At 70.8% G+C, this 22,508-nt stretch carries 22 protein-coding genes and 1 pseudogene; 10 read left to right on the top strand and 13 right to left on the bottom strand.

Features of this window, described 5'->3' with window-relative positions:
- Nucleotides 1-32: 32 nt before the first annotated feature.
- Nucleotides 33-695, top strand: coding sequence for a methyltransferase domain-containing protein (locus QE454_RS08630; protein ID WP_373459417.1), 663 nt, complete (start codon nucleotides 33-35; stop codon nucleotides 693-695).
- Nucleotides 688-1,806: an NAD(P)/FAD-dependent oxidoreductase gene (locus QE454_RS08625; protein WP_307456112.1), complete on the top strand. Its 1,119-nt coding sequence runs from the start codon at nucleotides 688-690 to the stop codon at nucleotides 1,804-1,806. Before QE454_RS08630 ends, QE454_RS08625 begins: the two co-directional genes overlap by 8 nt.
- Before the next feature lie 78 nt (nucleotides 1,807-1,884).
- Here the strand turns inward: QE454_RS08625 and QE454_RS08620 are convergent, their stop codons facing one another.
- The gene (locus tag QE454_RS08620) at nucleotides 1,885-2,712 is read right to left on the bottom strand and encodes a UbiA family prenyltransferase (RefSeq protein WP_307456114.1); all 828 of its coding nucleotides are present in this window, start codon (nucleotides 2,710-2,712) and stop codon (nucleotides 1,885-1,887) included.
- An 87-nt stretch (nucleotides 2,713-2,799) separates the two neighbouring features.
- Nucleotides 2,800-3,159 (bottom strand): sugar ABC transporter ATPase, encoded by a 360-nt coding sequence (locus tag QE454_RS08615; protein WP_267787788.1) that lies wholly within the window; start codon nucleotides 3,157-3,159, stop codon nucleotides 2,800-2,802.
- A gap of 258 nt (nucleotides 3,160-3,417) precedes the next feature.
- Here QE454_RS08615 and QE454_RS08610 point away from each other — a divergent pair, with 258 nt between their 5' ends.
- Nucleotides 3,418-4,611 (top strand): FAD-dependent oxidoreductase, encoded by a 1,194-nt coding sequence (locus QE454_RS08610; RefSeq protein WP_309668587.1) that lies wholly within the window; start codon nucleotides 3,418-3,420, stop codon nucleotides 4,609-4,611.
- Between the two features lie 176 nt (nucleotides 4,612-4,787).
- Nucleotides 4,788-5,241 (top strand): annotated as a pseudogene (locus QE454_RS08605) (SRPBCC family protein).
- A 65-nt stretch (nucleotides 5,242-5,306) separates the two neighbouring features.
- On the opposite strand, the gene QE454_RS08600 reads toward QE454_RS08605, so the two are convergent.
- Nucleotides 5,307-6,299 carry an aldo/keto reductase gene (locus QE454_RS08600; RefSeq protein WP_210073497.1) on the bottom strand — a complete coding sequence of 331 codons (993 nt, stop codon included), beginning with the start codon at nucleotides 6,297-6,299 and terminating at the stop codon, nucleotides 5,307-5,309.
- 124 nt (nucleotides 6,300-6,423) lie between these two features.
- On the opposite strand from QE454_RS08600, the gene QE454_RS08595 reads away from it, so the two are divergent.
- On the top strand, nucleotides 6,424-6,906 hold the full coding sequence (locus QE454_RS08595) for a hypothetical protein (RefSeq protein ID WP_307456120.1): 483 nt from the start codon (nucleotides 6,424-6,426) through the stop codon (nucleotides 6,904-6,906).
- 17 nt (nucleotides 6,907-6,923) lie between these two features.
- Here QE454_RS08595 and QE454_RS08590 read toward each other — a convergent pair whose 3' ends face one another.
- The 3 genes from QE454_RS08590 to QE454_RS08580 form a co-directional block, all read right to left on the bottom strand.
- Complete coding sequence (locus QE454_RS08590; protein ID WP_307456123.1) at nucleotides 6,924-8,252, bottom strand: Cpe/LpqF family protein; 1,329 nt, start codon at nucleotides 8,250-8,252, stop codon at nucleotides 6,924-6,926.
- 51 nt (nucleotides 8,253-8,303) lie between these two features.
- On the bottom strand, nucleotides 8,304-9,743 hold the full coding sequence (locus tag QE454_RS08585; RefSeq protein WP_373459390.1) for a PepSY-associated TM helix domain-containing protein: 1,440 nt from the start codon (nucleotides 9,741-9,743) through the stop codon (nucleotides 8,304-8,306).
- A 272-nt stretch (nucleotides 9,744-10,015) separates the two neighbouring features.
- Nucleotides 10,016-10,615: a hypothetical protein gene (locus tag QE454_RS08580; RefSeq protein ID WP_210073491.1), complete on the bottom strand. Its 600-nt coding sequence runs from the start codon at nucleotides 10,613-10,615 to the stop codon at nucleotides 10,016-10,018.
- Nucleotides 10,616-10,810: 195 nt separating this feature from the next.
- Between QE454_RS08580 and QE454_RS08575 the strand changes: the two genes are divergently transcribed.
- Entirely contained in the window at nucleotides 10,811-11,815 is a 1,005-nt protein-coding gene (locus tag QE454_RS08575; protein ID WP_307456126.1) for an epimerase, read from the top strand.
- A gap of 84 nt (nucleotides 11,816-11,899) precedes the next feature.
- Here the strand turns inward: QE454_RS08575 and QE454_RS08570 are convergent, their stop codons facing one another.
- Nucleotides 11,900-12,058: a hypothetical protein gene (locus tag QE454_RS08570; RefSeq protein WP_210073487.1), complete on the bottom strand. Its 159-nt coding sequence runs from the start codon at nucleotides 12,056-12,058 to the stop codon at nucleotides 11,900-11,902.
- A gap of 142 nt (nucleotides 12,059-12,200) precedes the next feature.
- Between QE454_RS08570 and QE454_RS08565 the strand changes: the two genes are divergently transcribed.
- Nucleotides 12,201-12,473, top strand: a complete 273-nt coding sequence (locus QE454_RS08565; RefSeq protein ID WP_210073484.1) for a hypothetical protein — start codon at nucleotides 12,201-12,203, stop codon at nucleotides 12,471-12,473.
- 4 nt (nucleotides 12,474-12,477) lie between these two features.
- On the opposite strand, the gene QE454_RS08560 is transcribed toward QE454_RS08565, so the two are convergent.
- Nucleotides 12,478-13,407 (bottom strand): helix-turn-helix domain-containing protein, encoded by a 930-nt coding sequence (locus QE454_RS08560; RefSeq protein ID WP_210073482.1) that lies wholly within the window; start codon nucleotides 13,405-13,407, stop codon nucleotides 12,478-12,480.
- Nucleotides 13,408-13,490: 83 nt separating this feature from the next.
- Here QE454_RS08560 and QE454_RS08555 point away from each other — a divergent pair, with 83 nt between their 5' ends.
- On the top strand, nucleotides 13,491-13,952 hold the full coding sequence (locus QE454_RS08555; protein WP_210073480.1) for a GNAT family N-acetyltransferase: 462 nt from the start codon (nucleotides 13,491-13,493) through the stop codon (nucleotides 13,950-13,952).
- 78 nt (nucleotides 13,953-14,030) lie between these two features.
- Here QE454_RS08555 and QE454_RS08550 read toward each other — a convergent pair whose 3' ends face one another.
- Together QE454_RS08550 and QE454_RS08545 are read right to left on the bottom strand one after the other, a co-directional pair.
- A complete protein-coding gene (locus QE454_RS08550) occupies nucleotides 14,031-14,924 on the bottom strand; it encodes an SDR family oxidoreductase (RefSeq protein WP_210073478.1) in 894 nt (297 codons plus the stop codon).
- A 53-nt stretch (nucleotides 14,925-14,977) separates the two neighbouring features.
- Nucleotides 14,978-16,783, bottom strand: coding sequence for a glycoside hydrolase family 15 protein (locus tag QE454_RS08545; RefSeq protein WP_210073476.1), 1,806 nt, complete (start codon nucleotides 16,781-16,783; stop codon nucleotides 14,978-14,980).
- A 170-nt stretch (nucleotides 16,784-16,953) separates the two neighbouring features.
- Between QE454_RS08545 and QE454_RS08540 the strand changes: the two genes are divergently transcribed.
- Nucleotides 16,954-17,514, top strand: a complete 561-nt coding sequence (locus tag QE454_RS08540) for a Dps family protein (RefSeq protein WP_103206025.1) — start codon at nucleotides 16,954-16,956, stop codon at nucleotides 17,512-17,514.
- Between the two features lie 99 nt (nucleotides 17,515-17,613).
- Here QE454_RS08540 and QE454_RS08535 read toward each other — a convergent pair whose 3' ends face one another.
- The 3 genes from QE454_RS08535 to QE454_RS08525 form a co-directional block, all read right to left on the bottom strand.
- Entirely contained in the window at nucleotides 17,614-17,898 is a 285-nt protein-coding gene (locus QE454_RS08535; RefSeq protein ID WP_103206024.1) for a hypothetical protein, read from the bottom strand.
- 114 nt (nucleotides 17,899-18,012) lie between these two features.
- On the bottom strand, nucleotides 18,013-20,544 hold the full coding sequence (locus tag QE454_RS08530; protein WP_307456130.1) for an RNA helicase: 2,532 nt from the start codon (nucleotides 20,542-20,544) through the stop codon (nucleotides 18,013-18,015).
- Between the two features lie 63 nt (nucleotides 20,545-20,607).
- Nucleotides 20,608-21,357: a hypothetical protein gene (locus QE454_RS08525; RefSeq protein WP_307456132.1), complete on the bottom strand. Its 750-nt coding sequence runs from the start codon at nucleotides 21,355-21,357 to the stop codon at nucleotides 20,608-20,610.
- A gap of 90 nt (nucleotides 21,358-21,447) precedes the next feature.
- Here QE454_RS08525 and QE454_RS08520 point away from each other — a divergent pair, with 90 nt between their 5' ends.
- Entirely contained in the window at nucleotides 21,448-22,482 is a 1,035-nt protein-coding gene (locus QE454_RS08520) for an LLM class flavin-dependent oxidoreductase (RefSeq protein ID WP_307456134.1), read from the top strand.
- Nucleotides 22,483-22,508 lie beyond the last annotated feature (26 nt).

Raw genomic sequence — 22,508 nt, 5'->3', positions numbered from 1 at the left:
TGGCGCGGCGCGACACCGCGCTGACCGAGCTCATGGACGACCCCGACTGCGATCCTCAGGCGCTGGCTGCGACCTACCGTCGCTTCGATCTCGTGAACCGCCTGGTCTCGGCCTGGGGGCACGTCTACCGATCCCGCGTGCGGCCCGAGCTGCGCGCCCTCGGCCGCCCCGCGCGCTTGCTCGACCTGGGGTGCGGCGGAGGGGACGTCCTGGTGAGGTTGGCGGGTCTGGCCGCGCGTGACGGCTTCGAGCTCGAGTGCGTCGGCGCCGACCCCGACCCGCGCGCGATCGCCGCCGCCCGCGATCGCGCGCGGCCGGGGGTGCGGTTCGTCGCACAGGACTCGCGGGCCCTGCTCGCGGCCGGGGAGAGCTTCGACATCGTCGTGTCGAACCACGTTCTGCACCACCTGGACGCTGCGGCACTCCGAGGCTTCACCGACGACTCCCTCGCCCTGTCGAGGGGCAGCGTCCTGCACGCCGACATCGCACGCGGACGACTGGCCTACGGACTGTACGCGGTCGGTATCGCACCGCTGTCGGCGGGCACGTTCCTTCGCGTCGACGGCCTCCGCTCGATCCGTCGCAGCTACCGGGCTCCCGAGCTCGCCGCAGCGCTCGGAGCACCGTGGCGCGTGGAGACACCCGCGCCCTTCCGCGTCCTCGCCGTCGCCCGCGGGGAGGCCTCCCGTGCGTGAGGTCCTCGTCGTCGGAGCGGGCCCCGTCGGTCTCGCCCTCGCCGCGGACCTCCGCGTCCGCGGCGTCGACGTCGATGTCGTCGAGCGGCGGACGGCGATCGGCGGCGGCACCCGCGCCATCGGCATCCATTCCCCCGTTCTGGCCCACCTCGAGGCTTCGGGCGCGACCGACGAGCTTCTCTCGCGCGCCGTCCGCATCGCGCGCGGTGAGGCGCGCGCCGACGGCACGGTGCTGGCCGAGATCCGTTTCGACCGGATCCGCGCCCGTCACCCGTACGTCGCCGCCCTCCCGCAGGTCGACACCACCGAGATCCTCACCCGGCTCGCCCCTCCCGTCCGACGCGGGATCACCGTGACGGCGGTCTCCGACGACGGCTCGTCGGTGCGTGTGCAGACGACCGGGCAGCGCGGCGACGAAGAGGTCCGGGCCCGGGTGGTCGTGGTCGCCTCCGGCTGGGCGGGCCGTGAGCTCGTCTACCGCCCCGGCGCCGTCCGCACGCACGAGTACCCCGACCGCTACGCGATGGCGGACGTCGTCGCCCCGGGCGGGCCCGTCGCCCGCGTGCACCTCGAACGCGCCGGCGTGCTCGAGTCCTTCCCCCTCCCGAGCGGTCGGCGCCGCCTCGTGGCCTGGGCCGGAACGGAGGAGATCCCGGATGCCGCGGCCTTCCTGCGCCGCGCCGTCGCCGAGCGCGCCGGTCTCGATGTCGACATCCCGCAAGCGACGATGTTCCGCGTCCGCCGCGCCGTGGCCCCCGCTCTGCGGCGCGGACGGGTGTTCGTCGTCGGTGACGCAGCCCACGAGGTCAGCCCCATCGGGGGCCAGGGGATGAACCTCGGGCTGCTCGACGCGCTGACCCTCTCGCCCCTGCTGTCGCGATGGCTGCGGACGGGATCAGCGGACGACCTGGCTCGGTGGGAACGCGACCGTCTCGCCTCGGCCCGGCACGCCGCCCGACTCGCGACGCTGAACACCTTCCTCGGGCGGGCACGGGGGCCCGCAGCCCACGCGGCGAAGACCGCGACGCTGCGCACGGTCCTGCGGGGACCGGGCGGCGCCGCCTTCGCGCGCGCCTACGCGATGCGATTCGATCGCGCCGCGACCGCCTAGCTCAGCACGTCGTGCGGCCGCCGCCGTGGGGTCGGTGCGGCCCCGTGTCGGAAGAGCACGCCCGCACGGACGAGATCGTCACGAGACGACGAGCTGAGCCGCCAGCAACAGCGCCGCCAACATCGTCAGCTGGAACACCGCCCGCCCGGGCGATCTCACGTACACGAGCACGACGACGCCGACGGCCACCGCCGTGACCGCGGCGAAGAAGACCACGCCGGTGACCGTGGCATCCGTTCCGACGAAGACGGCGACCGCTCCGGCCACGATCCCCAGCGCCGCGATCGCCACGGACGCCCGGGCACCCAGACGGTGCGGCAGGCCCCGGACTCCCGTGCGCCTGTCGTCGTCGAGGTCCCGCACGACGTTCGTGAGGTGGACGGCCGCTCCCAGGGCAGCCCCGGCGAGAGACGCCCACCACGCGGCGAGCGCGGGCGGCGAGAGCGACAGCGTCGCGAACGAGGGGAACAGCCCGAAGCTCAGTACGAACGGCACGATCGAGAACGGCGTCGATTTGAGCCCCGCGTTGTACGCCCAGGCGGAGGCGAGCGCCAGGGCGTGGGCGGCGACCAGAGCCGGTCCGAGCGGGAGCGACAGCGCGACGGCGAGGACCGCGGATGCCACGGCCACCGCGAGCGCGCGCTCCGGGGTGATCGCTCCCCCGGCGATGGGCTTGTCGGTACGACCGACCGCCGCGTCGCGCGCGCCGTCGATCGCGTCGTTCGAGAGCCCGACCGAGACCTGACCGGCGAAGACGGCGACGACGAGCACGACCAGGCGCCACGGCTCCACGCCCGCCGCGACGCCGAGGGCGAGCGAGAGGAGGGTGACCACGAGGGTCGGGCCCGGGTGGGTGGCGCCCCAGAACGCGCGCACGAGGGGCGGCCCTGCCGCGGCATCCGTCACCCTCCGACGCTACCGCGCTCACGACCCGACGCCCCCGCAGCACGATGCCCCGGACGCCGCGAACGGGCCCGGGGCATCGAAGGCGTGTCAGAGGTCTTCGGGGGCGAGGTCGCCCTGGCCCTCTTCGCCGAGCTCGACGACGCCGGGATCCTCCCCCTGCGAGTCGGTGCCGGTCGAGTCGGGGTGAATGTCCTCGAGCGGGATATCGCTGTCGTCGGCCGGGATCTCGGCCGGGTCGGCGCCCGTCGCGGTGGCGGGGTTGATGTCGGCGGGGTCCGCACCCTCGTCGAGCGCGGTCGTCGCGTCCCACTCCGCCTGGGCGGGGTCGAGCGCGGGGTCGGGCTCGATGGAGGTGTCGCCGTCGCGGAGGGGCTGCACGCCCGCGATGCCCGCGTCGGCGGCCGGGGTCGTGGCGTCGGGGGTCGGGTCGATCGAAGCGTCGCTCATGGGGGTCCTTTCGTGGGGCGCACGTCACCGCCGACATCGGCGGTCCCCTCATCCAACGGGGCTCCTCGCCTCGAGCCCCGCCCCTTGACACGCACGCCCCCGCCTTCGTACGGCCACCGGGGACGGAATCCCTCGTCGGCGCCGCGACCACCGGGGTCGAACCGCACGCCCGACGAGTCGACCGCGCACGCGGCGGTGTCAAGGCGCTGGCCGGGGGACGCGCGAGGCCGCACCGTGAGGGAGACGAGAGGATCCCCCATGACCGAATCCCCGCGCATCGTCGTGATCGGCGGCGGAAACGCCGGCCTGTCCGTCGCCGGGCGCCTGCACCGCGCACGCCTCGGCGACATCACCGTGATCGAACCGCGCACGACCCACGTCTTCGCCCCCCTCCAGTCGCACATCGCGGGTGGCGTCGCTCGGGCGTCCGAGGCCGCTCGGACACAGGCCGAGGTCATCCCTCCGGGGGTGCGGTGGCTGCGCGACGAAGCCTTCACGGTGGATGCCGATGCCCGACGCGTGCATCTCGTCTCGGGCGGGCGCATCGATTACGACCAGCTCGTGGTCTGTGCCGGAATGCGCATGGCGTGGGAGCAGATCCCCGGTCTCCCCGAGGCGATGGCCGCCCCCACCGGCATCTCGAACTACGACTTCGAACTCGCCGCGAAGGCGTCACCGGTGCTGCGCGACCTCCGCTCGGGCACGGTGGTCTTCACCCAGCCGCCGGAGCCCGCCTCGTGCGGAGCCGCGGCCCAGAAGCCGATGTACCTCGCGTGCGACTGGTGGCGGGCGATCGGGGTGCGCGAGGACCTCCGCGTCGTGTTCGTGTGCCCGGACCCCGTGCCCTTCGGCATTCCCGCCATCGACGCCGAACTGCGCCGCAAGCTCGACGAGTACGGCATCGAGGTGCACTACAGCCGGGACGTTCGACGGGTGGATGCCGACTCCCGCACGCTCGTAATCGGTCGCGGCGACGCCGAGGAGACGTTGGCCTACGACGTGCTGCACGCCGTCCCCCCGCAGCGGGCGCCGGAGTGGATCGCCGGCAGCGGGCTCTCGGCATCCGATGATCCGTACGGCTTCGTCGACGTCGATCCCGAGACCTTCCAGCACACCCGCCACCCGGAGATCTGGGCCGTGGGAGATGCCGCCACCGTCGCGACGCGACGGTCGGGAGGGGCGATTCGTCCGCAAGCGAAAGCGCTGGTGAAGAACATGAAGGCCGCGCTGGCCGGGCGGAAGCCGTCCGCGAGATACAACGGCTACAGCGTCGTTCCGTTCACCGTCTCGCGCGGCACGGTCGTGTTCGCCGAGTTCGACCGGATGGGCCGGCTGCAGCCGACGGTGCCGTTCTGGCGCTCGCTGTATCGCGAGCGCCGCATGTCGTGGATCGCCGACCGCCGGATCCTGCCGTGGGTGTACTGGCACCTGATCTTGCGCGGACGGGGATGATGCGGGCGCGAGCCCTCCCCGTCGGGATCCGCGAGCCGGAAGAGCGGGCGGATGACGCGACGACTTCTCGCCCACGCGTATAGGGCACGAAGGCTCATCCCTCAACCCCGGGGGCGGGTCGGCGGCATCGGTCGAAGCTGGGGGAAGCCCCGGAAACCACACGAAAAGAGGACACCATGGCACAGGTCATCGAAACCATCGACGTCAACGTTCCCGTCCGCGTCGCGTACAACCAGTGGACGCAGTTCGAGGAGTTCCCGCACTTCATGAGCTTCGTGGAGTCCATCACGCAGAAGAGCGACACCCTCACGCACTGGAAGGTCAAGATCGCCGGTGCCGAGCGCGAATTCGACGCCGAGATCACCGAGCAGCACCCCGACGAGCGCGTCGCGTGGAACAGCGTGGGGGGCGACGAGAACCACGCCGGTGTCGTGACCTTCCACCGTCTTTCCGACGACGAGACGCGCGTCACGGTCCAGATCGACTGGGCGCCCGCCGGTGTCCTCGAGAAGCTCGGGGCCGCCTTCGGCGCCGACGACCACTCGGTCAAGAAGGACCTCGAGAACATTCAAGAAGTACATCGAGTCGCGCGGCGCCGAGTCCGGAGCGTGGCGCGGCGACGTCAGCTGACGTCCTTCGACGACAGAAGCCGGGTCCGTCCGCGAGGGACGGGCCCGGCTTCTGTCATGTGCGCGTCACCACTGCGGGTGGATCTCCGCCCTCAGACGACGGTCGTAGACGTCGCGAACCAGGGTGTCGAAGGCACCGAGGTCGAAACCGCCCTCGAGCAGCTCGGCTGCCTGGGCGTTGGCCGTCGCCTGTTCGACCGAGCGTGCTCCCGGGATCACCGAGGTGACGCCCTCGCGCGAGGCGATCCACGCGAGGGTCGCGGCCGGCAGCGTCACGCCCTCGGGGAGCGATGCCTTCAGTTCGTCGGCCGCGGCGACGCCCTCGTCGAAGGGAACGCCCGAGAACGTCTCGCCCTTGTCGAAGGCCTCGCCGTTGCGATTGTACGAACGGTGGTCGTTCTCATCGAACGTGGTGTTGCGCGTGTATCTGCCCGACAGCAGGCCGCTGGCCAGCGGCACACGCGCGAACACCGCGACGTTCTTCTCGGCCGCGAGCGGCAGCACCTCGTCGAGCGGCTTGAGGCGGAACGGATTGAAGATGATCTGCAGGTTGGTGAGGTTCGACCGCTTCAGCGCCGACAGGGCCTGATCCATCGTCTCGACCGAGGCGCCGTAGGCGGCGATCACGCCCTCCGACACGAGCTGGTCGAGAGCATCCCACGTGGCGTCGTCGTCGATGACGGCCGACGGCGGGCAGTGCAGCTGGACGAGGTCGAGCGTCTCGGTGTCGAGCAGACGCCGCGAGCGGTCGAGCCAGCCGCGGAAGTTCTCCATGACGTAGTTCTCGGGAACCTGGTCTTCGCGGCGGCCCATCTTGGTCGCCACGGTGATGTCGTCGGACCCCCGGTCCTTCAAGAACGCGCCGATGATCTGCTCGGATCGACCGTCTCCGTAGACGTCGGCGGTGTCGAAGAGGGTGACTCCGGCCTCTGCCGAGGCCGCGAGGACGGCGCGCGCGTCGTCTTCGCTGACATCGCCCCAGTCGGCGCCGAGTTGCCAGGTACCGAGACCGATGGCCGAGACCTGACGGCCGGTTCGGGAGAGAGGGCGCTGCTGCATTGCGGTTTCCTTTCGACGCGTGATCCGAGCCTAGCCAGCCCCCTGGCATCGCGGGCCGCGTCAACCCCGTCCGACCGCGACCGCGGCGCGCCTAGCGTGGCGGAACACCCACGGAAGGAACACCATGGACATCCCCGCCGACCGACTCCCCGGAGCCGACGAAGAGAACCTCGTCCCCGAATCCGACGGCCTCGCCGCCGATGTCCCCGCGGGTGCCGCCGGTGCGGACTCCGGCGCCGTGGGCACGGCCCGTATCGACCCCGACGACGAGGCGCGCCTCCAGGGCATCTCGAGCCAGAACGACCTTCCCGGCGTCGGCACGCGTGCCGCCGACGGCATGACCGAGCGCGGAACCGACGAGGCCCGTCGCGAGGGTGGATCCACCTCGCGCCACACCGAGGACACCGGCCGCCCCGAGCCTCAGCCGCACGACGACACGCAAGACGCGGCGATCCGCACTCCCGCCTCCCCGCCGCGATCGGAGGACGGCGGCGAGCCGCATGTCGACGGCGACGACCCCATCGCGAGATTCCAGCCGGGCGTCGGACGCGACTCGGCCGCGTCGAGCAAGATCGCGCAGAGCCTGCCCCACCCCGACGACGCCTGACGCGCGGATCGATCGTCTCAGTGGGCGAGGCGCAGGGCGTCCTGAGCCAGGTGGAAGAAGTCGCTCATCGCCCCCGTGACCGCCTGAGCGTCGTCGTCCGACAGGAGCCACACCACGGTCGCCTCGAGATCGCCGTCGCGCGCGAACCAGCTGCCCGTCAGCACACCGAGGCTCGACCCGCCCTTGAAGGCGGCGTACGGCCACGTTCCGAGATCGAGCCCCTGCCCGGGGTTCTCGCTCAGGATGCCGAGCACCTCGGCATCCTGCGTCTGCTGCAGCGCGCGGTGGACGGCGGCGATGTCGTTCGCACTGGCGAACCAGTCGAATCCGTCCTGCCACACGGGGGTGGTGACGTCGGCGACCTCCACGGCGAGGGGCGACGCGTCGATGCGGTCGAGTACGGCGCGTTTTCCCGCATCGTCGGCGGCGGCCCACTCGGTCCGCAGCGAGGCGTCGCCCCAGCCGAGGGTGAACAGCTCCTTGGTCGAGAGGAAGGGCGAGAGCACGGCCGGGTCGCTGTGACCCGACCGCACCACCGCCGCCTCCACGCGCTCGCGCCCGAGCCGCGTGATCAGCAGATCGGTCGCGGTGTTGTCGCTGATGCGGATCATGGCGGAGGCTGCGTCCCGCACCGACACGTCGGTCCCGGTGGGCGCGGTCTGCAGCTCGCCGGAGGGGAGGCTCCGGTCGGTGTCACGGAGGACGAGCTTCTCGTCCCACGACAGGTCGCCGGAGGCCACGGCATCCGCCACCGCCAGAAGCACGTACAGCTTGAAGGCCGAGGCGAGAGGGGCCAACCGGTTCGCATCGACGGCGATCGCCTCCTCGTCACCGCGAAGCACGAGGGCGCTGACCTCGCCCGGGAGATCGGCGAGGCGCTGCTCGACCTCGTCGAGAGAGGTCGAGGGGGTCCACGGCTTCGCCACGGGGCCGAAGACCATCCCGGTGATGCGACTCGCGCCGTCGATCGTGAGCGAGAGATCGAAGGGGTCGCCGAGGGCGCCCGCGAGGGTCGCCACCGCCTGGGTCTCGGTGCCCTGGTAGGCCGTGACGGTGAACGGGGCGGCCGGTCGCAACTGACGGTTGACGAGCTCGGCGACCTGCTCCGCCGGAACCTGCGCGAGGAAGCTCTCGTGCAGGACGCGGGCCCACTCGCCGGGGGTGGTGTCGGCCTCGGCCTCGAGCTTGTCGATGATCCAGGTCACGCGCTCCCCGACGGGGGTGTTCGGAACGTCGACGGATGCCGCCGGGCTCGCGGGCGTATCCGGTGCCGCGCTGGCGCAAGCGGTGAGGGCCGCGACGGCGGCGGCGGAGAGGACGGCGGCGAGGCGGCGGGCGAGAGTCACGGGGTTCCTTCCGGGGGGGGAGGACCCCACGCTACGCACGCCGCCTCGTCGTCACCTCCCTCTCGAGAGGGATCTCGGGGTGCGCCGCGCACGCCACCCCATCACCACGTCGACCAGCACGAACACCGCGAGCGTGTACCCGACCAGCGGCAGCACCAACCCGATCGCCACCGACGCGACCAGCACCGCCCCGGTCCCCCACCACGGTGCCAGGCGCAGCACGCCGCGGGCGGGGGCGCCCGTGGCTCCTCCCGTCGGACGACGCTTCCACCACATCGCGTACCCCAGCACCACGAGAGCGGCGATGCCGATCGCGAGAGCGAACAGCACGAGCTGGTTCGCCAGGCCGAACATGGTTCCCATGTGCAGGTCGACGCCCCAGCGCGAGAGCTTGGCCAGCAGCGGGTAATCGGCGAAGTCGACCCGGTCGGTGACCCGCAGGGTCGATGCGTCGATGGCCACGGCATCCACCTCGGTCGGGAAACTCCGGTGGATCTCCTGCACGACCCAGGCCTTGCCCGCGGACGCGGGAGGGCGGATCTCGAGGTCGCCGGAGTTCACGTTCGCGTCTCGGGCCACGGCCCACACCGCGTCGAAGGTCGCAGGATCCGCGGACCGCGCACCCGACGAATGCCCGCCGCCGTGGTGCGCGTGCTCACCTCCGGCCGCGGCCGCCCCGTCGAGGGTGGTGGTGAGGGCGGGAGTTCCCCCACCCACGAGGGTGCGAAGCTCGGCCACGTTCGCTCCCGCGAACGTCGACCACGTGATGCCCGTGGCCGACAGGAACAGCGCCCCGACCACGACCCAGATGCCCACGGCCGAATGCCAGCCCGACAGACGCCGGTAACCCGTGTGCCGTCGGTTCGGTCGCAGCAGATCGCGGCGCCCCCGGCGGCTGCGCACGAAGCGTCCGATCCAGAGTCCCAGTCCCGCCAGCGCCACGATCCCGAGCCAGGATGCCGCGAGCTCGCTGTACCAGCGGCCGACGTCTCCGAGGTGCAGCGAGCGGTGCAGGTCGCTGATCCAGTGCCGCAACGGCAGCGCACCGCTCGTGCCGTAGGCCGGCAGGTCGCCGCGGATCTCGGTGGTGGCGGGATCGACGAAGATCGCCCTCGTCGTGCTCTCGGGCAAGGTGTCGTCGGCGAACATCACGCGCGTGGTCGCCCCGGCCTGGGGTGCCGGACGCACGGCGACGGGAGTCGCCCCGCCGCCGACGTACTGCTCCGCGGCCGACACCTGTTCGGCGAGCGGTACCGCCGGCGCCGTCGTGGCCGCGGTGAGCTCGTGCGCGTACAGGGTGCTCTCGAGAGTTGGGGTGATCGCGTACAGCGCGCCGCTCACCGCCGCGACGAGGATGAACGGCCCCACCAGCAGCCCCGCGAAGAAGTGCAGGCGCCGCAGCAGCGCGGTGAACCACCCGCGAGAGGACGCTCCCGCTGCGGCAGAGGGAGCGGACGGCGTGGCTTTCGGGTCAGCACCCACGGCGGTCACGCGCGGGCTCCGATCGACGGCGGGGCCGGGATCGGCGTGAGGGGACGAGCAGGAAACATCGAGGTCTCTTTCCGAGCGCAGGATGCGCTCGCGACAGGACGCCGCGCAGGGGCGGACGCCGTCGCCCACGGCGGCCCCTCCTCAGGGGCGACGGCGTGGGCCGGAAGGGTGGGGACGCGCCCGAAGACACGTCGACGATCGCGCTGATCCGGCGAGGGGCACGGCACAGCGGTCGATCGCTCCACCGCCGCGAGAGGCGGGCGGAGCGAGACTCAGGATGCCGCGAGAGGAGGCCCGCGCCGGTGCGCGGACGAGACCACGAGGGCCGAGTGCGGACGCACCGCGACGACGACGGCGGGCACGGTTCGCCGCACGGACGGCGCCGCAGGAAGGGTCAGCACGACGCGCACCCGCGCGCGGAGCCAGACGACGCTGCGCTCCGCGAGGACGCGCAGGGCTGCGAGCGTCCGCTCGCCCCGGTGCAGGGCCACGGTGGTGGCGACAGCGGCGGCAGCGTGACCGAGCCACATCGCGGCATCCGGGCTCACCGCCGGGAGCGCGGTGCCCGTGAGCACCGGTAGAACGGAGCCGTGGACGTGCGCCGCGGCGGCCAGATCGTAGCTGCCGAGCACGAACAGCGTGTGGAACAGCACTTGGCTCACCGCAACGGCCACCGCGAGGCGCCAGGTCGACAGGCGGCGCCCGGCCAACACCGTGCACACGACGAACGACAAAGCCAGCGGCACGGCGACACCGAACAGGCCGGGAATCTCTCCTCCGCCGCTGACGTGCGAGAGCAGCGCGACGAAGGTGGCGACGGATGCCGCGGCGGTGCCGCGCGCTACGCGCGTCGCCCGGGCCTGTCGTCGCATGGAACTCATTGTGTCAGGCGCGGGCGCCCGAGCCGGACGGGTGTCGTCGGCCGGAGAGGAGATACGCCCCGGTGGTCGGAACGAGGACGAGCCGACGACGGCGGCGAGATACCTCGCGGTCGCGTTGCCCATCTCGAGACCCGCCGTGACGAAGCCCGCCCCTAGGCTGAGACCCACCCAGGCCAGGAGGATGCCGTGACCCCACCCCGTGTCGTGATCGCCGGCGCAAGCGGTTTCATCGGCCACGCGCTCGTCGAGGCCTTTCGCGCGGACGGCTACGAGGTGGCGACGGTGGGACGGACCGGAGACGCCGTGTGGACGGACGCGGACGCGATCGCGCAGCGGGTCGATGGAGCCGACGTGCTGATCAACCTCGCGGGCAAGATCGTGTCGTGCCGGTACACCGACGCGAATCGCGACGAGATCCTGCGCTCCAGAGTCGACACCACCCGCGCGCTCCGCGACGCCGTCGCGACCGCGGAGCACCCTCCCCGGGTCTGGATGAACGCGTCGACAGCGACCCTCTATCGGCACGAGACCGAGCGGGGCAACGACGAGATGGACGGCGTCACGGGCGAGGGCTTCTCGGTCGACGTGGCGACCAACTGGGAACGCGCCCTGTTCGAGGGGGACCTCCCTTCCACGCGCCGCGTCGCCCTGCGCATGGCGATCGTGTTCGGCGACGGGCCGGCGACCCGCATCCTCCTGGCCCTCGCGCGACTCGGTCTCGGCGGACCCCAGATCGACAGCTGGTGGTTCCCGCACCGTCGCTACCGCGGAATCGGCCCCCGTCCCACGGGCCCCGTGCGCTCGAGCTGGAGCAGGACGTCGGGGCGACAGCGCTTCAGCTGGATCCACATCGACGATGTGGTGGCATCCGTCCGCTTCATCCGCGACCACGACGAGATCGCCGGGGCGGTCAACCTCTCGGCTCCCGGCGTCACCGACAACCGCACGCTCATGCGCGAGCTGCGCCGCGTCGCCCGCGCTCCCTTCGGGCTGCCGGCTTTCCGGTGGATGCTCGACCCGGCGATGGCGGTGCTGCGCAACGAGCCCGAGCTCGTGCTCAAGAGCAGGTGGGCGGTGCCCCGGGTGCTGACGGAGGCGGGGTTCTCGTTCCGGTACCCGCGGATCGGCCCGGCTCTCGACGCCGTCGTGGCGGTGCGGCCCGCTCGGGCGCGCGATCTCTTCTCACGCTGACTACCGGAACGCACGCCGCCCCCGCACCGACGGAGGTGTCGGACGGGGGCGGCGTCGAACGATCCCGCGAGGTGGGACCGGAGGTCAGACCTGACGGCGGATGAAACGCATGAGCGCGGCGACGATCCCGATGATGAGGATGATCACACCGATCCACAGCAGGAACTTCACGGCCTCGACGAAGATGCCGAGGAACAGGAGCACGAGGCCCACGATGACGAGGATGATGGCGAGAGCTGGCATGGCCCCACTGTGCTCCGACATCGGCCCCCGCTCCCCCGCCTTGACAGGGCGAGCAGCCCGCGACACGAGGTGTGTCAAGACCGCTATGGGCTCGGCATCCGGGGTCTAACGTCGGGGACACCAACCAACCCAGGAGGCGGCAATGGCCGAGCGCGACGTCAACGGACACGACTCAGGACACGGCACCGGGCCCACGGAGGGCGAGTACACCGACGTGCAGTTGCCCGACGGCACCGCCGACCGCGGGAGCTCCGACCTCGCCGGTGAATACGTCGACCGCGAGAACGCCGACGGGAGCGAGTCGCGGCCCCGCTCCGACGAGGCCGGCGCCTACACCGACGTCGAGCGGCCCAGCGGCCGCGAGGCGCGCGAGAACGTCGACGACCCCGGCGAGTACACCGACCGCGATCGCTGAGACGTCAGCGTTCGAGCGTGCGACGCGGGTCGGCGCGGTACGCGCGGTGATAGGCGTCGACGAAGGCCGCGGCATCGGTGAATCCCCATCGGGCGGCGATCTCGCCGACGCCGACACGGGTGGGATCGGCGTCGACCAGATCGGTGTGCGCCGCGCTCAGCCGGGCGGCGGAGAGGTAGTCCTCGGGCGTCGCGCTGAGCTGGGCGTTCGCGACGAACGCTCGACGCAGGCCCGCGACCGAGGTCCCCACGGCGCGGGCGACGTCGTCGATGGTGACCGGCAGCGAGGCGTGGTCGTCGATCCACGACGTCGCCGAGGTGTAGATCGACGCCTGCTCGATCGCCGACGCCCGGCGCTCGCGGGGGTCGCCGACGAGAGGGAAGGCTTCGAGGGTCGCGGTCGCCAGAGTGCGGCGCACGTGGGCGCGCACCAGCGGCTCGTTCAGCAGAGGCACCTGCGTGAGCGACCAGCGCACCGTCGCGAGCCAGTGGTCACGCAGGCGGCGCGACACGGGGGCCGTGCCGGCGAAGCGCACGGCGAGTTCGTCGTCGCCGTAGATCGCCCGCGCCGTCTCGGTCAGCCAGCAGGTATCGAAGGCGATCAGGCGCAGGTCGGTGTCGTCCGGGCGACCGATCAGTTCGTGGCCCGGCTGCACCAGGCCCGGCTCCACGCTGTACTCCCCCGTCTCAGACCCGATGGTCCATGCGTATCCCGGCGTCGATGTCGCGAAGTAGAACCGGTCCGCCTCGAAGACCACCTCGGCGCGGCACTGCCAGATCAGTCGGCGCATCGAGAACGCGGTGTCGCCGACGGCGTGCTCCGCGAAGGTGCCGCGATCCGCTTGCACATCGACCTGCCCGTACTGCGCTTGCAGCCAGGCTTGCGTTTCGGCGACGTCGCTCGTGCGGACGCTGGTGTCGAAGAATTCGTTCATGAAGTGGGGCGTCGACCGCCGGAAAGGCGGGGCGCTCCTGCTCATGATAGTTATCCCGAAGCCTCCCCCTCGAAAGGACCCCGATGGCCGATTCTGCCTCCATCCGCCCCATCGACACCGACGACGCGGGTGAGGTGTTGACCATCCAACGCGCCGCTTTCGCGAGCGAGGCGCTCATCTACGGCGATCCCGACATGCCTCCGCTGACGCAGACCCTCGAGGAGCTGCGCGCGGAGCTCGTCGAGAACCTCGGATGCGTCGCCGTCACGGATCGTCGCATCGTGGGGGCCGTTCGCGCTCGTCTCGACGGCGAGCTGCTGCTCATCGGTCGTCTCGCCATCGCTCCCGACCAGCAGGGCGAAGGCCTCGGCACGCTGTTGCTCGCCGCCGTCGAGGACCGCGGCCGCAAAGCGGGAGCCACCGAGGCCGAGCTGTTCACCGGCGCACTCAGCGAGGCCAACCAGCGTCTGTACGAGCGCGAGGGGTACCACCGCTCCGAAGAGACCGCCGACGGCGAGATCTTCTACCGCAAAGCGCTGCGCTGATCGCCCGCCCGTGCCTCGAGACCGCGGATGCCGAGGGGCCGCCGCCCGAATCCGGACGACGGCCCCCTCGCGTTCCGCTTACGGCGTGGGCATGCCGCCGTTGACGTTCAGCGTCTCGCCGATGACGTAGCTCGACTCCGCCGAGGCGAGGTAGACGTACGCCGGCGCGAGCTCGGCCGGCTGACCCATGCGTCCGAGCGGGGTCTCCTCGCCGAACTCGTCGACCTTCTCGTCGGGCTGGCCGTCGGTCACCTGCAGCGGCGTCCAGATCGGACCGGGAGCCACCGCGTTCACGCGGATGCCCTTCGGGGCGAGCTGCTGGCCGAGAGCCTTGGTGAAGGTGTTGATGGTCGCCTTGGTCGAGGCGTAGTCGACGAGGATCGGAGCCGGAGAATAGGCCTGGATCGACGTGGTGTTGATGATGGTGGAGCCGGGCCGGAGGTGCGGCACCGCCTCTTTGCAGATCCAGAACATCGCGTAGACGTTGGTCTTGAAGGTGTCGTCGAACTGCTCGTCCGACAGCGTGGTGATGTCCTCGTTGAAGATCTGCTTGCCGCCGTTGTTGACGACGATGTCGAGCCCGCCGAGCCCCTCGACCGCTTCCGCGACCAGGGTCTTGGCGTACTCGCGCTCACGCAGGTCGCCCGGGATCTGCACGACGGTCGCGCCCGCCTCGCGGAGGATCCCGGCGATGCGGTCGGCATCCACCTTCTCCTCGGGCAGGTAGGACATCGCGACCGAGGCGCCCTCGCGGGCGAAGGCGATCGCGGTGGCCGCACCGATGCCCGAGTCGGCTCCGGTGATGAGGGCCTTACGCCCCTCGAGACGTCCGCTGCCCGCGTAGGTGTCTTCGCCGAGCGCGGCCTTGGGCGTCAACTCGGCGTCGAGGCCGGGCTCTTTCTGATCCTGCGACTGCGGGTCGATGTCGGCGTAGAGCTTCGCCGGGTCGGTGAAGGTGTACTGCGTGCTCATGGCGAGTCCTTTCAGAGGGGATGGATGCCGGGACGGGGCGCCCCGGCGGAGGTTCAGCGGTCGCCGAGCTCGGCGTCGTCGATGAGCTCGCGCATGACGAGGGCGGCATTGATGAGGGCGAGGTGGCTGAGCGCTTGCGGCAGGTTGCCCCAGAACGCCCCGTCGGCTTCGGCGATCATCTCGGAGTAGATGCCCACGTCGTTGCCTTGGGCGACGAGCGCGTCCATCGCCTCGATGGCCTCGTCATGACGGCCGACGCACGCGAGAGCGGTCGCCCGCCAGAAGGCGCAGGCGACGAAGGTCTGTTCCTCCTGGTCCATGCCGGTGTACCGGTAGACGAGGTGGTTCTCGGTCGTGAGTCGTTCGGTGATGGCATCCAGCGTCTTCGACATACGCTCTCCCCGGTCGAAGCCGGTGGGAGCGTGCAGCAGCACGGATGCATCGAGGTCCTGGCTGCCCGGGGAGATCGTGTACGCCTCGAGCTCTTGCGACCAGCAGTGCTCGTCGACCCATGCGTGGATGCGATCGCGCTCGGCGCGCCAGCGGTCGCCGTTGTCGGGGATGTGCCCGCCGCCGGCCAACCACTGCGCGTCGTCGAGAGCCTTCCAGCAGCCCATCTTCGACGAGGTGTAATGCCGCAGCTCGGGCAGTTCCCACATGCCGGAGTCCTCGCGGCGCCACAGGTCGCACGTGCGGTCGGCGACATCGGCGAGCAGGCGTCCGGTCTGGATGTCGAGCCGATTGCCCGCCTCGACGTAGGTGCGGCACAGCGCGATGAGGTCGCCGTACACGCCGAGCTGCAGCTGCCCCTGCGCGGGATTGCCGGTGACGACGGGCTGATTGCCGTTCCACCCGGGAACGTCGTGCTTTTCGAGACCGATCTCGGCGTCGCCGTCGAGGGTGTACATCACCTGCACCTCGGGCCCGTTCTTGCGGATGGTGCGCAGCAGCCACGAGATCGCCGCGTGGGTCTCTTCGCGCAGGCCGAAGCCGACCCACGCGTGCGCGGTGTAGGCGAGGTCGCGCACCCAGGCGTAGCGGTAGTCCCAGTTCTTGCCACCGCGTGGGTTCTCGGGGAGCGAGGTCGTCGCCGCGGCCGCGATCGCACCGGTGGGACTGAACAGCAGGAGCTTGAGAGCGAGCGCGCTGCGCTGCACGTCGTCGGCCCAGGGGCCGTCGTACGAGAACTCATCCGACCACATCGCCCACCCGTCGGCGGTGCGGTCGATCCCGCGGTCGACGTTCTGCGCGTCGGGGATACGCAGGGGTTCCCCCTCGGTCGCGGCGATCACGAGGAGATGACGCGAACCCTCCGCGGTCGTGAAGCTGCCGTCGATGCTCTCGTTGCCGGCATCCGGTTCACCATGGATGCCGTGTTCGTGGCCGACCACCGCGAGGGAGACGTGCCCGATGCGCATGACCGAGAAGCCGTCGATGCGCTCCGTCCAGGGGGCGGCCGAACGAAGCATCGTGCCCGGTTGCACGCACCAGGCGAACTCGACCTCTCCCGTCACGCCCTCGACGCGGCGCGCGAGCTCCGCCCAGGGCAGCCGGCCCGCGATACCGGTGACCATCGCGTCCGTGAGGGTTGCGGTACCTGTCTTGGTGGTGAAGGTCGTCTCCAGAACATTCGTCCTCGGGATGTACCGACGACTCACCTCGTACTCCCCCACGGGTGCCAACCTGATGCACCCGCCCGCGGCCTCGTCGACCAAGCGCGCGAACACCGGCCGCGAGTGGATGTTGGGCAGCGGCAACCAGTCGACGGAGCCGTCGAGACCGATCAGGGCGACGGTACGCCCGTCTCCGATCGCGGCGTAATCGCGCAGCGGTCGGGACGGGGAGGGAGGCGTGGGCACGTTCTCACGCTAGGAATGACGCCCTCCGCTCAGGCCGGGGTTGTCGGATCGGACGGGAGCGGCTACGGACAGGCGTCCGATTACCCCTCCTCCGCCGCACTCGCAACCCCCGTCGGGCGCTCCGGCTTCCCGCCTAACGTCGCTATCGACCGTGAGTGAAAGGAACGCGCATGTCCACCACCACCAAGGACGCCCCCACCAAGAACCGTCGTCGCCCGGCCCGCGGCGGCAGCGGTCCCGAGACCACCGACGAGCAGAACGCCGAGAAGGGCTTCCAGGCCTCGGAGAAGCTGACCGACAGCCTGCAGGCCGTCCTCGTCGACCTGATCGAGCTGTCGATCCAGGGGAAGCAGGCCCACTGGAACGTCGTGGGCAAGAACTTCCGCGACACCCACCTGCAGCTCGACGAGATCATCGACGCCGCCCGTGAGTTCAGCGACGAGATCGCCGAGCGCATGCGTGCCCTGCACGCTCTGCCCGACGGACGCAGCGACACCATCGCCGAGACCACCACCCTGCCGGAGTTCCCCCAGGGCGAGGTCGACACGGCCGAGGTCATCGATCTGATCACCGAGCGCCTCGACGCAACGGTCGGCACCGTCCGCGACGTGCACGACGACGTCGACGACGAAGACCCGACCAGCGCCGACATCCTGCACGGCGTGCTCGAGCGCCTCGAGCAGCTGTCGTGGATGGTCAGCGCCGAGAACCGCGTCGCCCGCAAGTCGTAATCACCGCAGAACACATCGGATGCCGGGGCCTTCGGGCCCCGGCATTCGTCGTTCGTGCGGTGGTTCCGTCCGCGCCACGGCTCACGTCCGCGCGACGGCTCAGCCGCGCGCGATGAGGAACGGCGGGTGCGGGCCTTCGAGGCGGGCGAGACCGAGCTTGACCTCCATGAGAGACGCTCCGAGCTCCGCGAAGCGCTCATCGGTGCGGGTTTCCATCCGGTCGAACCGCGCGTCCATCCGCTCGAAGCGCGCGTCCATTTCCGCGAAGCGGGCATCGGTCCGGTGCTCGACACGGCCGAGCATCCACTTCATCCCGCTCAGGATGGTGACGGAGAGCGTCACGACCAGACCGACCGCCGTCGAGAGCAGAGGAAGAGTCTCCATCGGGCAATCCTTTCGGGGTGGGATGCAATGACTGTAGAGCACCGTGCTCCCGCCCCGCGGGGATGACTGTCGAACAGTGGAGAACTTCACCCGGGCCGCACTCGGGAGAAGCGATCAGAGCCGCAGCACCTCGGTCACCCGCACGATCGCGGTGCCCTCCTCCTCGGAGGCGGCGAGGTCGACTTCGGCTCGGATGCGCCAGTCGTGGTCGCCGGCGGGGTCGTCGAGGATCTGCTCGACCCGCCAGACGCCCTCGGCCACCGAGGACTCGTCGATGACCACGAGGGAAGACGAACGCGCCGCTCCGCCGGTGCCGATCGCGTCGTGCTCGTCGAAGTAGTCGTCGAGCACCCCCGGCCAGTCGACGTCGGGGTCCAGCTCGACCAGCTCGTCGTCGCGCTGCAGCGCCGCCAGCTGCACACGCCGGAACATCTCATTGCGCACGAGCACGACGAAGGCACGACGATTGGTGAGGATCGACGGCGGCGCGGGCGGCACCACCGGGGCATCCGGGTCGTCCGCGGGGTTGACGAGCTGCTCCCACTCGTCGACCAGGCTCGAGTCGACTTGACGCACCACCTCGCCGAGCCAGGCGATGAGATCGAGCAGATCGGGGGTCTGCGCATCGACCGGCACCGTCTGGCGGATCGCGCGATACGCGTCGCTGAGGTAGCGCAGTACCAGACCTTCGCTGCGGGCGAGCTGGTACAGCGACACGTACTCGCCGAACGAGCACGCCCGCTCGAACATGTCGCGCACGACGGACTTGGGCGACAGCTCGAAGTCGCGGATCCACGGCTGGCTCGACGCGAACACCTCGTAGGCCTGCGCGAGCAGCTCGTCCAGCGGCTTGGGCCAGGTGATCTGCTCGAGCAGCTCCATGCGCTCGTCGTACTCGATGCCCTCGCGCTTCATCGCCGCGACCGCTTCGCCGCGGGCGCGGAACTGCTGCTGCGACAGGATCGGGCGCGGGTCGTCGAGCGTCGCCTCGATGACGCTGACGACGTCGAGCGCGTAGTGGCCGGTGCCGACCGAGGACGTCGGGGGCGCGGCATCCGGGCCCCTTCCGAGTTCGACCTCGGGGTCGAGCATCCCGATCGCGGCGAGCGCGAAGGGAGACAGCGGCTGGTTGAGGGCGAAGTTCGGCTGCAGATCGACGGTGAGACGGATGCCGTCGGCCCCGGCCTCGACGACCCCCGCCTGAACGAGGGTGCGGAAGATCGCGATGGCCCGGCGGGCGAGCTCGTACTGGCGGGCGCGAGGCTCGTGGTTGTCGAAGACGAGCGAGCGGACGTTCGCGAAGACGTCTCCGCCGCGCGCGATGACGTTGATGAGCATGGCGGCCGAGAGCTTCATCTGCGGGACGAGCGGCTCGGGCTCGGCCGCGACCAGGCGGTCGTAGCTCTGCTCGGTCCAGTTGACGAAGCCCTGCGGCGCCTTCTTGCGGACGATCTTCTTCTGCTTCTTGAGGTCGTCGCCGGCCTTGAGGATCTGCGCGGCGTTCTCGATCTCGTGGTCGGGGGCCATGACGACGACCGTCCCCGCGGTGTCATAGCCTGCGCGACCGGCGCGGCCGGCGATCTGGTGGAACTCGCGCGCCGAGAGCTGGCGCATGCGCGTGCCGTCGTACTTGGTGAGCGCCGTCATCAGCACGGTGCGAATCGGCACGTTGATGCCGACGCCGAGGGTGTCGGTGCCGCAGATGACCCGCAGCAGCCCGCGCTGCGCGAGAGCCTCGACGAGCCGCCGGTACCGCGGCAGCATGCCGGCGTGGTGCACGCCGATGCCCGCGCGAACGTAGCGCGAGAGGGTCTTGCCGAAGCCGGTCGTGAAGCGGAAGCCGCCGATGGCGTCCGCGATCTCGTCGCGCTGCTCGCGTCCGATGATGCGGATGGACGACAGCGCCTGCGCCCGCTCCATCGCGGCGGCCTGAGAGAAGTGCACGACGTAGATCGGCGCCTGCTTGGTGTCGAGCAGTTCCTGCACCGTCTCGTGCACGGGCGTTCGGGCGTACTCGAAATGCAGAGGTACCGGTCGTTCGACGCCCGTCACCCGCGCGGTGTTCCGGCCGGTGCGGCGCGTCAGGTCGTCGGCGATGTCCTCGACGTCGCCGAGCGTGGCCGACATGAGGATGAACTGCGCGCGCGTGAGCAACAGCAGCGGCACCTGCCATGCCCACCCGCGGTCGGCCTCGCCGTAGTAGTGGAACTCGTCCATCACGACCTGGTCGACGTCGGCGTCGGCACCCTGTCGGAGGGCCAGGTTCGCCAGGATCTCGGCCGTGCAGCAGATGATCGGGGCATCGGAATTCACCGAGGAGTCCCCCGTGACCATGCCGACGTTCTCGGCGCCGAAGATCTCGACGAGGGCGAAGAACTTCTCGCTCACCAGGGCCTTGATCGGCGCCGTGTAATAAGTACGGCCGCCCCGGGCGAGGGATGCCGCGTGCGCGGCCACCGCGACGAGCGACTTGCCCGTGCCGGTCGGGGTGGACAGGATCACGTTCGCGCCCGACACGATCTCGATCACCGCTTCGTCTTGCGCGGGGTAGAGCGTGAGCCCTCGCGAGGCCGCCCATTCGACGAAGCCCAGGTACACGGCATCCGGATCGGCGCCGACGGGGACGTTCTCGAGAAGGGGGGTCACTCCCCCACCCTCTCATTCAGGGGGCGAGCGCAGCCCGCGACAGGCGAGGGGACGCACGCGGCCTCACCCGCGATCGCTGAAGACGCCGACGTTCTCGCCGTCGAAGACGAACTGCACGCTCGTACCGATCGGGAAGCGCTGGATGAAGGCGTCGGGCATGCCGTCGGCGACGACGAACTGGACCGTGGCGGGGAAGACCCCGGCTCCGCAGCCGCCGTAGACGAAGTTGCCGCGGAAGCCGCGCGTGTCGTCGGTGTCCACCTCGTCGGCGTCGAGCAGGTAGAGACAGGGGTTGCGGTTGTCGGTCGCGTCGGTGGGCGCCCGCCCGGTGAAGGCGGCCACCCCGTAGTAGTCCTGGTACCCGCGTTCGGCGCCGGTGCGCTGGCCGAAGACGGGAGGGACGGCGGAGTCGGGGTCGGGCACGAGGGTGTCGACCTGGGGCGCTCCTGCCGCGGCCGTCACGGGCACGAACGACACGCTCAACGCGGTCGCCGCACTCGCGAGGGAGGCGACCACCGCCAGTGAGATCGCCCATACCCACAGGCGGCGCTTCGAGTGCACGAGGGGAGCGCGCTCGCGGGGGATCTCCTCACCGTCCGCGTCATCGTCCGGGACGGATTCGTCCGGGAGGCGCGAACCGGCCGATGCGGAGGGCGAGGGCGGTGTCGCGGGTGGACGAAGCCGATCCTCGCGCTCGAGGTTCTCGAGTTCGCGCAGGCGCGACACCGCGACCGGGTCGTCGACGATGTCGGCCTCGGGGCCGTAGGCCCGCGCGCGCAGGAGACGCAACTCCTCGTGCACGTCGTCGTCCATGTCCTGAATGGTTCCATACCGGCCGGGGGCAGGGGCCGACTTCCGGTATATGCGCGGGAATAGATCGCCGACCACGACGTTGCACCGGGTATGCGCTCCTTCGGCACACTCTCCTTCGGCCATTACGGCCCCCTCGGCGGCGGTCGCCAGCTCAGCGCCGGCGACTCGATGCTCCAGGCGATCGACCTCGCCCAGGGCATGGACGACCTCGGGGTCAACGGCGTCTCGTTCCGCGTGCACCACTTCGCCCGCCAGCAGGCGGCTCCCATGCCCCTGCTCGCCGCGATTGCCGCGCGCACCTCGCGCATCGAGGTCGGCACCGGCGTCATCGACATGAGATACGAGAACCCCCTCATGCTCGCCGAAGAGGCGGCATCCGTCGACCTCATCAGCGCCAACCGCCTCGCGCTCGGCGTGAGCCGCGGGTCACCCGAGACGGTCGTCCGCGGCTACGAGGCCTTCGGCTACACCGGGTCCGAGGACCCGCGCGGCGGCGACATCGCCCGCGAGCACTTCGACCTGTTCCTCCGCGCGATCGACGGCGAGGGTCTCGCCGAGCGGGACCCGATGAGCCCCTTCGGCGGCGGCACGGGCCTGCAGCGCATCGAGCCGCACTCCCCGGGGCTTCGCAAGCGCATCTGGTGGGGCGCCGGCACCACGGCCACCGCGGAGTGGGCCGGGCGGATCGGCGTGAACCTCATGTCGTCGACGCTGCTCACCGAGGCCGACGGCACCCCCTTCGACCTCCTGCAGGCGCAGCAGCTCGACGCCTTCCGCGCCGCGTGGCGCGAGGCCGGTCACGACGGTGAGCCGCGCACCTCGGTCAGCCGCAGCATCTTCCCCATCGTCACCGCCGAGGATGAGATGTACTTCGGTGGGTCGGCGGGCTCGGATCAGATCGGCGTCATCGACGGCATGCGCTCGACCTTCGGCAAGACGTATGCGGCCACCCCCGACAAGCTCGTGGAGCAGCTGCAGAACGATGCCGCCGTGATGAGCGCCGACACGCTCATGCTGACGATCCCCTCTCAGATGGGCGTGGAGTTCAACCTCCGCCTCGTCGAGAACTTCGCGAAGCACGTCGCCCCCGCCCTCGGATGGCAGTCGACCCTCGCGACGGTCTGAACGACTCCCCGAACGGATCCGGATGC

The organism is Microbacterium sp. SORGH_AS_0454 (genome assembly GCF_031453395.1).
GTDB lineage: Bacteria > Actinomycetota > Actinomycetes > Actinomycetales > Microbacteriaceae > Microbacterium.
This window is presented reverse-complemented; position numbering and strand designations above follow the sequence as displayed.